At 65.3% G+C, this 14,745-nt stretch carries 12 protein-coding genes; 3 read left to right on the forward strand and 9 right to left on the reverse strand.

All coding sequences use genetic code 11. The features are described 5' to 3' along the window. Nucleotides 1-20: 20 nt before the first annotated feature. From O3669_RS07665 to O3669_RS07675, 3 genes are all read right to left on the reverse strand, one after another. On the reverse strand, nucleotides 21-944 hold the full coding sequence (locus O3669_RS07665) for a hypothetical protein (RefSeq protein WP_295968295.1): 924 nt from the start codon (nucleotides 942-944) through the stop codon (nucleotides 21-23). 311 nt (nucleotides 945-1,255) lie between these two features. Beyond that, nucleotides 1,256-2,107, reverse strand: a complete 852-nt coding sequence (locus O3669_RS07670; RefSeq protein ID WP_371524262.1) for a TIGR03943 family protein — start codon at nucleotides 2,105-2,107, stop codon at nucleotides 1,256-1,258. Beyond that, nucleotides 2,104-3,114: a permease gene (locus tag O3669_RS07675; RefSeq protein WP_371524263.1), complete on the reverse strand. Its 1,011-nt coding sequence runs from the start codon at nucleotides 3,112-3,114 to the stop codon at nucleotides 2,104-2,106. Before O3669_RS07675 ends, O3669_RS07670 begins: the two co-directional genes overlap by 4 nt. A gap of 489 nt (nucleotides 3,115-3,603) precedes the next feature. On the opposite strand from O3669_RS07675, the gene ileS reads away from it, so the two are divergent. Continuing rightward, nucleotides 3,604-6,882: an isoleucine--tRNA ligase gene (gene ileS / locus O3669_RS07680; RefSeq protein WP_371524264.1), complete on the forward strand. Its 3,279-nt coding sequence runs from the start codon at nucleotides 3,604-3,606 to the stop codon at nucleotides 6,880-6,882. A 113-nt stretch (nucleotides 6,883-6,995) separates the two neighbouring features. Here ileS and O3669_RS07685 read toward each other — a convergent pair whose 3' ends face one another. From O3669_RS07685 to O3669_RS07710, 6 genes are all read right to left on the reverse strand, one after another. Next, nucleotides 6,996-7,475 (reverse strand): hypothetical protein, encoded by a 480-nt coding sequence (locus O3669_RS07685; RefSeq protein WP_295967692.1) that lies wholly within the window; start codon nucleotides 7,473-7,475, stop codon nucleotides 6,996-6,998. Nucleotides 7,476-8,717: 1,242 nt separating this feature from the next. Then, nucleotides 8,718-9,293 (reverse strand): hypothetical protein, encoded by a 576-nt coding sequence (locus O3669_RS07690; RefSeq protein WP_295920803.1) that lies wholly within the window; start codon nucleotides 9,291-9,293, stop codon nucleotides 8,718-8,720. Further along, nucleotides 9,229-9,945 carry a hypothetical protein gene (locus O3669_RS07695; RefSeq protein WP_371524265.1) on the reverse strand — a complete coding sequence of 239 codons (717 nt, stop codon included), beginning with the start codon at nucleotides 9,943-9,945 and terminating at the stop codon, nucleotides 9,229-9,231. Before O3669_RS07695 ends, O3669_RS07690 begins: the two co-directional genes overlap by 65 nt. A 44-nt stretch (nucleotides 9,946-9,989) precedes the next feature. After that, a complete protein-coding gene (locus tag O3669_RS07700; protein WP_371524266.1) occupies nucleotides 9,990-10,712 on the reverse strand; it encodes a hypothetical protein in 723 nt (240 codons plus the stop codon). 53 nt (nucleotides 10,713-10,765) lie between these two features. Beyond that, nucleotides 10,766-11,200, reverse strand: coding sequence for a hypothetical protein (locus tag O3669_RS07705; RefSeq protein WP_295967702.1), 435 nt, complete (start codon nucleotides 11,198-11,200; stop codon nucleotides 10,766-10,768). A gap of 72 nt (nucleotides 11,201-11,272) precedes the next feature. Then, on the reverse strand, nucleotides 11,273-11,764 hold the full coding sequence (locus tag O3669_RS07710) for a 50S ribosomal protein L7/L12 (protein WP_314770218.1): 492 nt from the start codon (nucleotides 11,762-11,764) through the stop codon (nucleotides 11,273-11,275). Nucleotides 11,765-11,962: 198 nt separating this feature from the next. On the opposite strand from O3669_RS07710, the gene O3669_RS07715 reads away from it, so the two are divergent. Further along, nucleotides 11,963-13,633 (forward strand): folylpolyglutamate synthase/dihydrofolate synthase family protein, encoded by a 1,671-nt coding sequence (locus O3669_RS07715; RefSeq protein ID WP_371524267.1) that lies wholly within the window; start codon nucleotides 11,963-11,965, stop codon nucleotides 13,631-13,633. Between the two features lie 117 nt (nucleotides 13,634-13,750). Further along, on the forward strand, nucleotides 13,751-14,743 hold the full coding sequence (gene dhaK / locus O3669_RS07720; protein ID WP_371524268.1) for a dihydroxyacetone kinase subunit DhaK: 993 nt from the start codon (nucleotides 13,751-13,753) through the stop codon (nucleotides 14,741-14,743). Nucleotides 14,744-14,745: the final 2 nt, after the last annotated feature.

Consider the following 14,745-nt stretch of genomic DNA (forward strand, 5'->3'; position numbering starts at 1 on the left):
CCTCGCGACGAATGGTGGGATCAGTCGAGCCAGGCGACTGGACCATAGCCGTTGATACCGTCATCCACGACGGGGATTGTGTGATCGCCGGTCCCATCAACGTTGAGGATGTGAAGATAATAGTCTGTGTGCGTTTTGTCCCACATGACAAACGCGAGTTGCTGAGCGTCGGGACTGACAATAATCCTGTAGCCGTCGAACAGTCGATATTTTCCTGGGTCGTCGTAGGGCTTGTAGAGACTCTTTTCCTCATAGTAGTAGCCCTGCTCCACCTTGGAGCGAGTAGTAGCGTCCGTTGCGGTGTAGCTGAAGATTCCGAGGCGGTCGTCTATGTCGAAGCACTTGTTATCTTTTGAGATGCTCGAGTTGTCGGTTGCGCACAGGTGGTTCACGTCGTTTCCTTGCGCCCATCCCGTATCTATGTCCGTCCTGAGATCCGTTCCAGCCAGCAAATTGAGATGACGATCGCGAGAGTCTGACGGTTCGATAGTGAGCACGAGTTCCGGTGTTGTGCTGCCGATTGCGACGCGATAATACATTGAGCGTGTGCCGTCATCTTCACGGCATTCCCGCATAAAGTAGAAGTAATTGTCGGCTGAGAAGGTTGGGGCGCTATCGTAACAGTCAGCGTCTTTGTCGAGGAGCGGCACCATGGCAGATACGTCCGTGATGTTGTCGTCGGTATCGTAGTATCCGACGTGCTTGGCAGATGTCAAACTCTCGGCCCATATGCGCGTGCGGTACGAATAATCACGGGAATAGCAGTCGTTAAAGGCGCAGTCGTGGCCAGAGATCAAATCGTCGTTTTCGTCGACAGGTTTCGATCGAAATATGCGCATGGCAACCACCTGCCCCGTGGTGGGGTCGATTGCTCGGAAGCGTGCGTCAGTTCCGCGAGGGTGATAGGGATCGACGAGGGAGTCCCCGATGATGAGTCCATGCATCGGTTTGTCCTCGAGGGGGTCGCGAGCTACGGCGCTCGGCGAAGGGGAGGCGGGTTGTGCGCTCGGTGTCGTGGGCGTAGGTGTCGTCGTGGTCGCCGGGGATGGTGCTGCCTCTGGCACAGTGGTCTTGGGAACGCAGGCGCTCATAGCGAGTACGCAGGACAAGCTGAGTGCGGCGGTGATGACGTGTCGAAACATGGCGACCCTTGGCATGTAACTGTTGATCGGATGCATGAGAGTATACACATGTCTGACCGCGCGCGGGACTGTTTGGACATATGAGCCGACGCCCGGATCGTCGTCTCACGGCCTCAGCGCGTCTGGAGCACGAACTCCGGATCCGGCGCGCTCGTCACCTCAACCGAATCGGCGTCGATGACCAGCGCCTTCGTCCCGCGCAGGCGCAGCGTGCCACTCACGCGCACCCATGTGTCGGCCGGGGGTGCCGCCTCTTGAGAGCGCACCACGAAGCCGATCGCGTAGGCGTCAGCCGCGCAGCACCAGATCGCCATGCGTGCCACCGCGAAGCTATCTCCCTGCGCCAATCGGGGAATCGCGGCCTGCCCGCGCGCCGAGGCCTCGCTCATGACGAAGCCCGTCAGCTCCACCCGCTGCCCGTCGTGCACCTTCCCGTGAGACGTCAGCTCGTCAATCTGCGCGGAAAAGTTCTCCGTCGTCAGCTCCAGCGTCCCGGACGCCGAGGCCTGGGCCGCGCCCCCGCTCTGGCTCCCATCGGGGGCCTGGCCCTGGGCGCCCCCATCCCCGTCGGTGGGGGAGGGGGAGGGGCTTTGCTCGGGTGTGTCGGCGGGGTCCGCCACGGCCTCGTCCTCGGCGTTGGCTGCGCGTGCGCTCATGGTGGTCGCGGCCAGCTCCGAGGGGGAGACGCGGAAGGGGAGGATGAGGATCAGGGCGGCCAGGAGGGCGACGAGTCCGCGTGTGAGTCCCTTGCGGGAGGTGGGTGAGTCCTCGCCCGTGCCCAGGCGCGAGGACATTGCTAGCGCGCAGGCCAGTAGCCCGACTCCCGACGCGATGATGCCCAGGCGCGCCGACGGGGGGACGAAGGATCCGTAACGACCCGACAGGGCCACCCACGCCAGGCTGGCACCCAGGCCGGCCAGGCTCAGCGTCTCCACGGCGGGTGCGATTCGGTCGATAATCTTCACGATAAGACTCCCATCCACCAGGCGCCGCCCACGACGCACGCGGCGATCACCGTGACCGTGGCGAACAGGCGAGCTACGAATACGCCGCGGAACTGCGATGCCAGCAGCGCTACGTTCTTCACGTCCATCATTGGCCCGTACACCATGAAGCCCATGAGGGCCCCCGCGGGAGCCAACGACGCCAACGATCGCGCGATCACCGCGTCAGACGAGGAGCACAGGGACAGGGCGAAACCGGCGCCCATCATGAGCGCGAGAGCCCCCCATGCGGGCAGCCCCGACAGGAGAGAGGACACGGGCCACAGCACCTGCGCGAGTGTTGACGCCGCCACGCCTCCGAGCAGGAACGGCAAAATTCGCCCAAACGAGCGGCCCGTCGCCGCCAGGACTCCCGACACGCTCCGGTCGGGAACCTCGCACCCATCCGAGCACCCGCATCCGTCCGCGTGAGCGTCGTAGCCTGTCTCGCGCAGCGCCGCCGGGGCGGCGACCAGCATGGACATGCCCACCGACACGGCGACGATGACGGACAGACCGACGCGCGCGCCCACGAGCGACCAGGAGCCGAAGGCGTAGTAGGTGGAGGCGATCACCAGCGGGTTAATCGCTGGGGAGGCCAGCATGAGCGTCGTTGCGGCCGACAGCGGCACGCCCTTGCGCAGCAGGGAACGGAAGATCGGGACGGCCGAGCAGTCGCACACGGGCAGCAGGAACGCGGCGACGAGGGCGGCGAACACCGACGCCAGCGGGTTCGTTGGAAAAACCCGCGCGATGAGGGAGGGGGAGACGTAGGCTTCGATCAGCTCGGCGACGGCCACGCCCAGGAGCAGGAAGGGGATCGCCTGGAGCGTCATGCCCACGGCGATCGTCGCGGCGCGGCCGAGCGGGAACCCCGCGCCGGACAGGGACCCCTGCATCGCCCAAAGCGCCACCAGCGCCGCGATCAGGCACACGCCGACGACCGCACCCCAGGGGCGCACGGGGCGTTTCGTTTCCGTTTCAATCACCCCATAACTCTAGTCCAGGGGCGTGGACCGCCCGGCAGTACGCGCCGTTCGCGTCGGATGGACGAGGCCCGGGTGTCTCCGTCTTCAGCGCGCCCTCGGCGCCCGGTAGACACCAGACGAGGCCATGGCTGGGCTGGGAGGGCGGGCGCGGCGGACACATAGCCAGGTCGAGCCTGGCAGGAAGGCACGCACTGCGCTGTGGGCGGATAGACGCCTCCACGGTGGGCGCTTGGTCAGGGGCTTCGCTACACTAGGTTTTCGCTATGATCCGGCCCGAACGCTCGGGGTATCACCGGGGAGCATCCGGAAGAAAGAGGAACGCGACAGCCGGCCACGGCCTCGTCCCCTCAAGTAGAACCGGACGGGTGGGCCCGACACAGCCCCAACGAAGCGGCCGCGCCCCAACCGGGGGAGCGGCAAGCGGGGTGGTACCGCGGGTGCCGGCGACGCCGGTCCTCGTCCCTGTATAGGCGCGAGACGAGGACACTCATGACGAAGCACGGCTTCTACCCCCGCCACCGGCAAGACGAGGTGGACCCCAGCCCTTCCTTCCCGACCATGGAAGCATCCACGCTGGCCTTCTGGGCGAGCGACGACACCTTCCGCAAGTCGGTGCAGATGCGCGACGCCGGCGAGCACGGCTCTAACGAGTTCGTGTTCTACGATGGTCCGCCTTTCGCCAACGGCCTGCCCCACTACGGTCACCTCCTGACCGGCTACGTCAAGGACGTGGTGGGCCGCTACCAGACCATGAAGGGTCACCGCGTCGAGCGTCGCTTCGGCTGGGACACGCACGGCCTGCCCGCCGAGCTCGAGGCCCAGCGCCAGCTCGGCATCGAAGACGTCACCGAAATCACCCGCGAGGGCGGCATCGGCATCGAAGCCTTCAACGCGGCCTGCCGCTCCTCCGTCCTGCGCTACACGAAGGAATGGGAAGAGTACGTCACCCGCCAGGCACGCTGGGTCGACTTCGAGAACGACTACAAGACCCTGGATAAGTCCTACACGGAGTCCGTCATCTGGGCCTTCAAGCAGCTCTACGACAAGGGCCTGGCCTACCAGGGCCACCGCGTTCTGCCCTACTGCTGGAACGACCGCACGCCGCTGAGCAACCACGAGCTCAAGATGGACGACGACGTGTACCAGGACCGCACCGACAACACGGTGACCGTGGGCCTGCGCCTCGAGACGAAGCTGCGCGACGACTCGGCGCGCCCCGAGCTGGCCCTCATCTGGACGACCACGCCCTGGACGCTGCCGTCGAACTCGGCTGTCGCCGTGGGCCCGGACATCGAGTACTCGCTCGTCGAGGTCGCCAGCGACCACGCGGGCGTCCTCGCCGGCGAGCGCGTCCTCATCGCCACCGACCTGATCCCCGCCTACGCCAAGGAACTCGGCGAGGAGCCGAGTGTTGTGGCTACCTACAAGGGCTCGGAGCTGGTGGGCATCCACTACCACCCGATCTACGACTACTTCGACACCCCCGAGCGCCGCGCCGAGGGCGGCACCCCCGGCCCCAACGCCTGGTCCATCATCGCCGCCGAGTACGTCACGACGACCGACGGCACCGGCCTGGTCCACCAGGCTCCCGCCTTCGGTGAAGACGACATGTGGACCTGCATGGAGTACGGCATCGGCGTGGTCCTGCCCGTCGACGAGGGCGGCGTCTTCACGTCCGAGGTTCCCGACTACGAGGGCATGCAGATCTTCGACGCGAACCGCTACGTGGTGGCCGACCTGCGCGAGCAGGGTGGCCCCATCGCGCGCCGCGCGCCCGAAATCCGCGCCGTCCTGGTGCGCGAGAAGTCCTACGTGCACTCCTATCCGCACTGCTGGCGCTGCCGCAAGCCCCTCATGTACAAGGCGGTGTCGTCCTGGTTCGTGCGCGTCACCCAGATCCGCGACCGCATGGTGGAGCTGAACGAGGAGATTACCTGGACCCCCGCGCACACCAAGCACGGCATCTTCGGCAAGTGGCTGGAGGGCGCCCGCGACTGGTCGATCTCGCGTAACCGCTTCTGGGGCGCGCCGATCCCCGTGTGGGTCTCGGATGACCCGGCGTACCCGCGCACCGACGTGTACGGCTCGATCGCCGAGCTCGAGGCGGACTTTGGCGTGGAGGTCACGGACTTCCACCGTCCCTTCATTGATCAGCTCACGCGCCCGAACCCGGATGATCCGACGGGCAAGTCGACGATGCGCCGCATCACCGACGTGTTCGACTGCTGGTTTGAGTCGGGCTCGATGCCCTTCGCGCAGGTGCACTACCCGTTCGAAAACCAGGAGTGGTTCGAGAACCACTATCCGGGCGACTTCATCGTCGAGTACATCGGTCAGACGCGCGGCTGGTTCTACACGCTGCACGTCCTGGCGACCGCGCTCTTCGACCGTCCCGCCTTCCGCTCGTGCGTCTCCCACGGCATCGTCCTGGGTGACGACGGCCTGAAGATGTCCAAGTCGCTGCGTAACTACCCGGACGTGGCAGAGGTGTTCAACAAGTACGGTTCCGACGCGATGCGTTGGTTCCTCATGTCGAGCCCGGTCGTGCGCGGCGGCAACCTGATCGTCAAGGAGGAGTCGATCCGCGACACGGTCCGTCAGGTGCTGCTGCCCATCTGGAACACGTACTACTTCTTCACGCTGTACGCGGGCGCCTGCAACAAGGGCGAGGGCTACGAGGCGAAGCGCCTCGACCTGTCCTCGGCCGAGGTCGTGGCCGCCCTGCCGGAGATGGACCGCTACCTGCTGGCCCACACGCTCACCCTGGCGGAGGACGTGCGCGGTGCCCTGGACGCCTATGACGTGGCCGGAGCCTGCGAGTCGATCCGCGACTACCTGGACGTGCTGACGAACTGGTACGTGCGTACCCAGCGTCAGCGCTTCTGGGACGAGGATGGTTCGGCCTTCGACGCGCTGTACACGGCGCTCGTGACGCTCATGGAGCTGGCGGCGCCCCTGCTGCCGCTGCTGACTGAGGAGATCTGGCGCGGCCTGACGGGCGGGGAGTCCGTGCACCTGGTCGACTTCCCGGTCATCGACAAGGCCGTGGTGGCCCCCGAGCTCGTGGCGGCCATGGACGAGGTTCGCTCGACCGTGTCGGCGGCCCACGCGCTGCGTAAGACGCATCAGCTGCGCGTGCGCCAGCCGCTGGCCTCCCTGCAGGTCGTCTCGGAGAATTATGAGGAGCTGGAGCCTTTCGCAGACCTGATCGCCTCCGAGGTGAACGTGAAGTCCGTGGTCTTCAACGACCCGCAGAATTCGGGCCTGAGCGTGCGTACCGAGCTCGCCCTGAACCCGCGCGCCTTCGAGCCTGCGGTTCGTAAGCTGACGAGCCAGCTGTTCAAGGCCCAGAAGGCCGGCGAGTGGGAGCTCACGGAGGAGGGCACCGTTCGTTTCCCGGGTGTCCTGCTTGACGGCGCACCGCTGGAGCTGACCGGCGACATGTTCTCGGTGTCCACGTCTGTGGACGCGGCCGAGGGCCAGGTTGCGGACGTGCTCGCCTCTGGCACCTTCGTCGTGCTCGATACGGAGCTGACCCCCGAGCTGGAGGCCGAGGGTTACGCCCGCGACGTCGTGCGCGCCGTCCAGGATGAGCGTAAGAACGCCGGCCTGCACATCGCGGATCGCATCGACCTGTCGCTGACCGTGCCCTCCGATCACGTGGCCGATGTGGAGACCTGGCGCGACATGATTGCGGCCGAGACCCTCGCCCTGTCGGTTGAGATCGAGGCTGGCGACAAGCTCGAGGTGCGCGTCGCCAAGCACTGAGTGCTGTGGGCCGGGCGGGCCGGGCGAAGCGCGGCCCGCCCACCCTTACAGGCTGGGGCCGGGAGGAAAACCTCCCGGCCCCAGCGGTATATGTCAACTTGATCGACGTTTCGTTAGGGAACATCGATGTCGGCTCGCTCCATGGTGACCTTCTTGGTCACTCCCAGTGCTGTCACGCTGTAGGAGATCGTGTTATTGGTGTAGGTGAAGGTCTTGGTCTCGGCAGAGGAGGCAAGAATCGCGGAGCCGGTCTTTTCTGTGTTGTTGACGGAATCCCAGGTGTACGGTGTCTTGGAATCTGTCGGGGCAACGTAGCTACCCGCCCAGTACAGAGCATCACTGTCGGGAGTGTGCCAGTAGATCTCGATGGCGTCAGCGGTGACTCTAGCGATCTGGTAGCTGTCTTCGTTCGGGTCCTTTTCTTTCCAGGTGCCTGTCAGGTCTGCTGGCGTGGCCGGAGAATCGGTAGTAGGTGCGGCAGAGCTGGCCTGCTGGTGTGGTGTGTTCGAAGCCGAGCTCTCGGTAGTGCTTGAGCATGCTCCGAGGGTAGCGAGCGCAATGATGCACGCTGCAGAAATGAGTGCTTGTTTCATGGGTGCCTCCGGCGATAATTGATGTGTGACGGGGCCGCACGCCTGCGCGGATGATAACACCCTAACCCGAATGGTTAATCTGTAATTGCGTTGGTGATGGCGTGTTGTGCTTACCCGTGAAGCAGTCTGAGAATACGGAGGCTACCTCGTGGATATTTTCTCGTCCAGAGTGCCGCAGTGCGCCCTCGGGGAGGCTCGGTGACGATTACGCGGATGGGTGACGAGCTTGTGGATATGGGGCACAACGTGTTGGTCGGGGCTCGGTCCCTGGCATCGTTGAGGGAGGGAGCATCGGGCTGGCGCGCTCGCGCCGCAGCGCCATAGACTGGATGAATCCCATCTGGAGGATTGCATCCGATCGAGAGCATTCTACCCGTGAGGGAGCATTGCGCCCGATCAGTTGGGATTGACTCTTCTCGATCGGGGCGCATCGCCTCATCGGCCACAAGCGCCGTCGCGGAGCTGGCCGCCCGTTCCCCTGCCCCGGTTCTGTCGGCGACGCCCTATCGGCGTTTATCGGTGCCCCGCCGGGCTGCCCTGCACTGGTGAGGGAGCACGACGCCTGTGAGGGAGCATGACGCCAGGGGTAATGGTGGGGGTTTTGCACCATTAGAAGCATCCTGCCGGCGTGTCGTCGGCGTGTCGTGGCTCTATTGCTGCAATTCCCCCGTTTGCTGTTGGTGAGGTCGCGGTTCGAGGTGGCGTGGCGCCCAAAGTGCAGACCACCTCGGCGAAAAACGCCAACAATGGGCTGTCGCGGGCGAGGTGGTCTGCGATCTGGGCACAACGGCGCCAGGCCTCGCGTGGAGCTCGCACGCAAACCGCTGAATATGCGCGTTAACCCCCTTGATACGCACGTCAACCTCTCGACATGCGCGTGGGAGGCGCTGCCCACGCGCATATCATCGGGCCCACGCGCGAGGTGTCGGTCCCACGCGCGAGTCAGCGGGGCCCAGGCGCGCGGCGAGGAGTGCAGGCAGCTAGCATGCCTCGGCGAACTGCACTCCCTGACACCCAGTGCCCACACCTGGCCATGGCCACTCGTTCGCCCACACATCAGGTACGTGGGGGCATTCACGCCCCACGATGAAACAATCCCCGTCAATGTGGATTTTACCGCGCCAGCGAGCTGAAAAGTCCCGACAAAACCGGCACGTTACGTCCTGAAACCCCGACACAGCGCCCGCCCTGTCGCGCGAGGAGTGCCCAGAATCCAGGAGTGAACGAGTAGGTGCCGAAGCGCTAGCGCGACGTGATGTAGCGCAGGTCGACGTTAGCCTCGCGCAGGTGATCGAGGTAGGGCTTGTTCGAGGACAGCCAGGGTGAGAGCACGGGCTGGCCGTCCTGCTTCATGAAGGAATTGAGCAGATCGTCGCGCGAGAATCGCGTCGCGAAGAGGACCTGTCGCAGCTCGAGGCTGTTGGTGGCCTCGACGTTGAGGGCGGGGTACGTGGCGTGCGTGTAGCGCTTGACGCGGGGCCACGGGGTGTCCGTGACGCGCCACCGCCCGTCCTTGGGGGCCTCGCCGGGCAGGACAATGGGGCGCTGGCGCAGGTTTGCGCGGCGCAGCGCTCCGAGCTGCGTGATCAGCACGTAGCTGGCGAAATGCTCGCTGCGCGTGTCCATCGTGAAGGCCTTGCTGGGGTGGCGTTCGGACCAGCTGAAACGGTAGTAGCCAGAGATCTCCCACATCGTGAAGAAGTCTGTGTTGTAGGACGAGAACGAATAGCCGTAGCCGTACCCGTTTTGAAACTCATCTTGTGCGACGGAAGTACCCGAACAGAGCTTCCCAATCAACGTCTCTAACTTCTCCAACATGATCGGATACTCCTTCGATGATGTGTTGCGTGATGAGTTCGTCGATCGTCATGGGAATCCATGCGCCCAGGGTGGCTTTTTCGAGGATGCGTACCTGGGGCGCGTAACCGTAGGAGCCGTGGTCCTCGTCGAGCATACAGATCTCGATCATGACGTCCTCGGGCAGAGGGGCCTCCGTGAAGCGGAACTGGCGGTAGAGCTCGTTGAAGTTGGCGGGCGGGCCCGAGCGGAACTCGGAGGGGAAGATCCCGCCGTTCATGATCGGTGTCAACTGGCGCGATCCGACGTGCCCGATGTGGTCAAGGCCGGTGATGTCAAAGGCCGTGATGAAGTCGGGCTTGTTGGTGTAGTACCGGTTCGTTCCGGGCACTTCGCCGTGGTCACGGTCGGAGCGCCACTGCGGGAAAATCGTCTTGGGCTTGGCGTATCGCGAGCGCAGCCACGCGGCCGTGGAGACCAGCTCGGGGTCGGTGCCGTCCGACATCTGCGCCGCCATGTACACGGTGACGTCCATGCCTGCACGGTAGCGGCTCCCGAGCCCCGCCTCAGCGTTGGGTAGCACGTCCCCGGGGCCGGGCGCTCGCACGGGGAACATGGCGCTCATGGGGGCCACGACTTCGTCTGTGCGATGCTGTGGCGACTCGGTGGTCATGGAGGCTCGATTCTCTTCGGTGACGTCGGGAATTCGCGCGGGTGTCAGGCAGGCGGCGGCGGGATCGGGGGAGTGGCGTGGCGCTGAGGGGGAGTTGCAGCAGGCTGCGGAGGGGGCGCGGGGATCGGTGCAACCGAGCGCTGAGCCGCCTCGGGGTGGGGCGAGGCCTCGTGGGGTCTGTCCGCCTCGGGGTGCTGCGCCGTCTCCCCGCCCTTGTGCGTCTGGGCGTGCTGGTCGGTATCGGCCAGCTTGGCCGCGCCGCTGTGCTGCGTGCTGTTGACGGGGGCGCCGCCCGGCTTCTGCGAGGCGTTGGTGGGCGCTCCCGTGTCCTGGCGCACCGGGCTCTGAGCTGTTTCCTTGGCTTGGCTGGGCGTGACCGGCTCTTGGAACATCGCCAGTTCGAGGGCATTCATGAGCGGGCCGACCATCTTGTTGAACTGTTCGTAGGTGAGCCCGCGCAAATCCTCACTTACGCAACGCAGGCGCACGTTGCTGAACTGCACCTGGTTGTAGAAGAAGATGATCATGGGCACCTTGAACACCAGGGAGGTTCCGGCGATCGAGACGTTCCACGACTCGGGGATCGAGAGCACCTCGTCACGAGAGGTGATGCGGTGTTTTTTCTCGTCGACGAAGATGACGATCTCTGTGAAGTAGTCGAAAGCGGCGTAGATCGCCTGGAGCATCTGCTCCCACGAGACGCGGTGCGTCAGGGTGAACGTCGAACGGATCCAGCCGTTGTCGACGTGCTGGCCTTCCAAGTACATGGCACTGCTCCTCTCGTGTTGTCGGTGATTGCTACGCGTGTCGGCGTTGGACGTCAGGCGGTGGTTGACGATGCGTCCGCGCCGTCGGAGGGCTTGGCGGTGGGCACGTGCATCATGATCTCCATGGAGTCCATGAGCTGGCACATCGACTTGTTGAACTTCTCGTAGTTGGTGTTGCGGAACTCCTCGTTCACGCAGCCGACGGAGACGTTGACGGTCGGCGTCTGGTTGTGGAAGGTGATCATCAGGGGAGCGTTGATCACCGTGGAGATGCCGCGCAGCATGATGGTGCGGTTTTCGGGGATGGAGAGGATGTCCGTCTGGCGCGAGATGGGCACTTGCGCGTCGTCGACGAGGACCTGCGGATTGGCAAAGTAGGGGTATGCGCCGTGGACGGCCAGCAGCAGCTGGGGCCACGACACTCGGTAGGTCAGGTTAAAGGTGGAACGGATCCAGCCGTTGTTCTCGTTTTCTGCGACGAGTAGCATGTCAATTCCTTATCGCTTGCAAGCGCGCGATGCCGCGCCGTGAGGGGCATCCTACCAGAGGAGGCTGGGAGTCTAGCGGGCCGCGTCGATGGTGGCCTTGGCGGTCCTGAGGTCCACGCCGGTTCGGTCCCTGTATGCCTTGATGGCGCTCACGGGGCGGCCGTCGGCCACCATCTGGCGTTCGGCATGCGTCAGCTCGAGGCTGGTGGAGATGATCGAGGATGTGGGCACGGGCACGGCGTCAATCGCGGCCTTGGCTGCCTTGAGGCTTACGCCGGTGCGATCCTTGTATGCCTTGACTGCCGCGATTTTCGGGCCCGTAGCCAGCAACTCCATTTCGGCGGCGCTCACTTCCAGGGACGAGGCCGTGGCGGGGGTGAGTGAATCGGTGGAAGAGACGGGTGAGGAGGGATCGGCCAGAGCCGTGATTCCGGCGTCTGCGTAGGCGGCGCGCAGGCGCGCCTCAAGGGTTGCGACCTGCTCCTTCAGTCGGCGGTTTTCGGTGCGCAGCTCTTCAATCTCGCTTGCTTGGCCGAACCACTTACCCATACGGGAACCCTCCATATCTCATTCCTTCTTGTTCTCTCTTGTTCTCTCCCATCTTACTCGCCCCGTCAGGACAGTGGACCGCCGTTCGAGCCACGGCCTCGTCGATGACGACGCGCGAACAGCGCGCACAAACGCGCCGTGATCGGCGGAACAAGCCGCCCGCCGCGCCTGGGCCGGTAAAATAGCGGAGACACTGCGAGCAGCGGAGGAAACATGGCAGGCGAATCGTTCTTCGGGGAAGACACCACCCACGACGATCAGCGAGGCGGCATCCCCGCCGACCTCATCCCGTACCTGGAAGCGGCCGACGAGGTCGAGGAGACCGAGGCGGGGGAGGGCACCGACCCTGAGGCTGAGGAGAGCGAACGCGAGGCCGCGCTGCGTGCCCTCGTCGAGCACTCCCTGCTGCTGGGCCCCGACCCTGCCGTCCTGGCCGAGATTGAGGGCGAGGTGGACGAGGACTTCGCCGACGATGCCGCCGAGGCACGCGATGAGCGCGCTTCCCACGAGGCCGCGCTCGCGAAGGCCGAGGACGACGTCGCGCTGGACGCGCGCGTGCAGGAGATCTACGAGTCCATCGTCGCGCGCGCACCCGAGCACGATATTGACCCCACGCTGGACCGCGTGAAGCTCGCCCTCGACATCCTGGGCGACCCGCAGAACTTCTACCCGTCGATCCACATCACGGGTACGAACGGCAAGACGTCCACGTCGCGCATGATCGACTCGCTCCTCACCGCCTTCGGCATGAAGACGGGCCGCTTCACGAGCCCGCACCTGCTCGACGTGCGCGAGCGCATCTCGCTGGAGGGCCAGCCGATCACGCGCGAGGGCTTCGTGCGCGCCTGGGATGACATCGCCCCCTACGTTGGCATGGTGGACGAGCGCAGCGCGCAGGAGGGCGGCCCGCGCCTGTCCTTCTTCGAGGTCTTCACGATCATGGCCTACGCGGCCTTCGCGGATTACCCCGTGGACGCCGCCGTCGTCGAGGTCGGCATGGGCGGGCGCTGGGACGCCACGAACGTCATCGATGCGGGCGTCTCCGTCATCACGCCGATCGCCCTGGACCACACGAAGTGGCTGGGCTCCACGATCGAAGAGATCGCGCGCGAAAAGGCCGGCATCATCAAGCCCGGCCAGGTCGTCGTCATCATGGCTCAGGAGGAGGACGTCCTCGACATCCTCCTCGAGCAGGCGCGCTCCGTGGACGCCATCGCCCGCGTGGAGGGCCGCGACTTCGAGGTCGTGGATCGTCAGATGGGGGTGGGCGGCCAGATGGTCACGATTCGCACGCCCTCTGCGGTCTACGAGGACGTGTTCGTCCCGCTGTTTGGCGAGTATCAGGCACACAACGCGGCCGCCGCGCTCGTGGCCGTCGAGGCCTTCATGGGGGGCCGCGGCCTGGACGGTCGCATCGTCGAGCAGGGCCTCATGAACGCCTCCAGCCCGGGGCGTATGCAGGTCGTGCGTCATTCGCCCACGATCATCGTGGACGCCGCGCACAACCCCGCGGGTGCGGCCACCCTGCGCGAGGCCGTGGAATCCTCCTTCTCCTTCGCGCGCATCGCGGGCGTCTACTCCGCCATGGGGGACAAGGACGTCGAAGGCGTCCTGTCCGAGGTCGAGCCCTTCATCGACCACCTGGTGGTCACCCAGATGCCGGGGGACCGCGCCGCGAACCTGGAGCGCCTGGCGCAGATCGCCGGCGAGGTCTTCGGACCCGACCGGGTAGATGTGCGCGAGTCGCTGGCCGACGCGGTCGATCGTGCAGCCGAGATCGCCGAGGCCGGGGCTGAGCCCGCGGATCGTAGCGGAATCCTTGTGTTTGGCTCGGTTATGCTGGCCGGGGAGATGCTGGCGCTGGCGGGTCACTCCCCGCGATGAGGTGATGCATGGCTGAGGCGGTCGCTGTGTGGCGGCCGCCTCAGTTGGGTTTTTGTGTGGAACGTGGCACGATTATCCCGATCACAAGAAAAGATGAGCGTATTGCAAGGAGGCACCATGAAGAAGCTCGTCAATGATGTCCATGCCGTTGTCCGCGAAACCCTGGAAGGTTTCGCCCTGGCCCACGCCGACATCGTCGATGTCCATTACTCTCCCGACTTCGTCACCCGCCGCTCCCCCAAGGCCGAGGGCAAGGTAGGCCTCGTCTCCGGCGGCGGATCCGGACACGAACCCCTCCACGCCGGCTTCGTCGGCGAAGGCATGCTGGATGCGGCCGTTCCCGGCGCGGTGTTCACCTCGCCTACCCCCGACCCGATCCTGGAGGCCACGAAGGCAGCCGACCACGGCGCGGGCGTCCTGCACATCGTCAAGAACTACACGGGCGACGTCCTCAACTTCGAGACCGCCGCCGAGCTGGCTGACATGGAGGACATCCAGGTCGCCACGGTCGTCGTCAACGACGACGTGGCCGTCGAAGACTCCCTGTACACGGCCGGTCGCCGTGGCGTCGCCGGCACCATCTTCGTCGAGAAGATTGCGGGCGCTGCCGCCGAGCGCGGCGACTCCCTCGAGGAAGTCACCCGCATTGCGACCAAGGTTAACGACCAGACCCGTTCCATGGGCCTGGCTCTGGGCCCCTGCACCGTGCCCCACGCGGGCAAGCCCTCCTTCGACCTGGGCGAGGACGAGATCGAGCTGGGCATCGGCATCCACGGCGAGCCCGGATACCGCCGCGGTGCCATGGAGCCCGCCGACAGCCTCGTCGCCGAGCTCTACGAGCGCGTGCGCGAAGACCTGGGCCTGACCGAAGGCGAGCGTGTCGTCGCCCTCGTCAACGGAATGGGCGGCACCCCCGTCTCCGAGCTCTACATCTGCTTCCGCGCCCTGGCCGCCCTCCTGAAGAAGGACGGCATCGAGATCGCCCGCCAGATGGTCGGCAACTACGTGACCAGCCTGGAGATGCCCGGCGTCTCCGTGACCCTCATGCGCGCCGACGAGGAGCTCCTCGAGCTCTTCGACGCGCCCGTGAACACGGTCGCCTGGAAGTAACC

Origin of the sequence: Pauljensenia sp. 20925_1_34 (genome assembly GCF_041432775.1) — a bacterium.
Taxonomy (GTDB): domain Bacteria; phylum Actinomycetota; class Actinomycetes; order Actinomycetales; family Actinomycetaceae; genus Pauljensenia.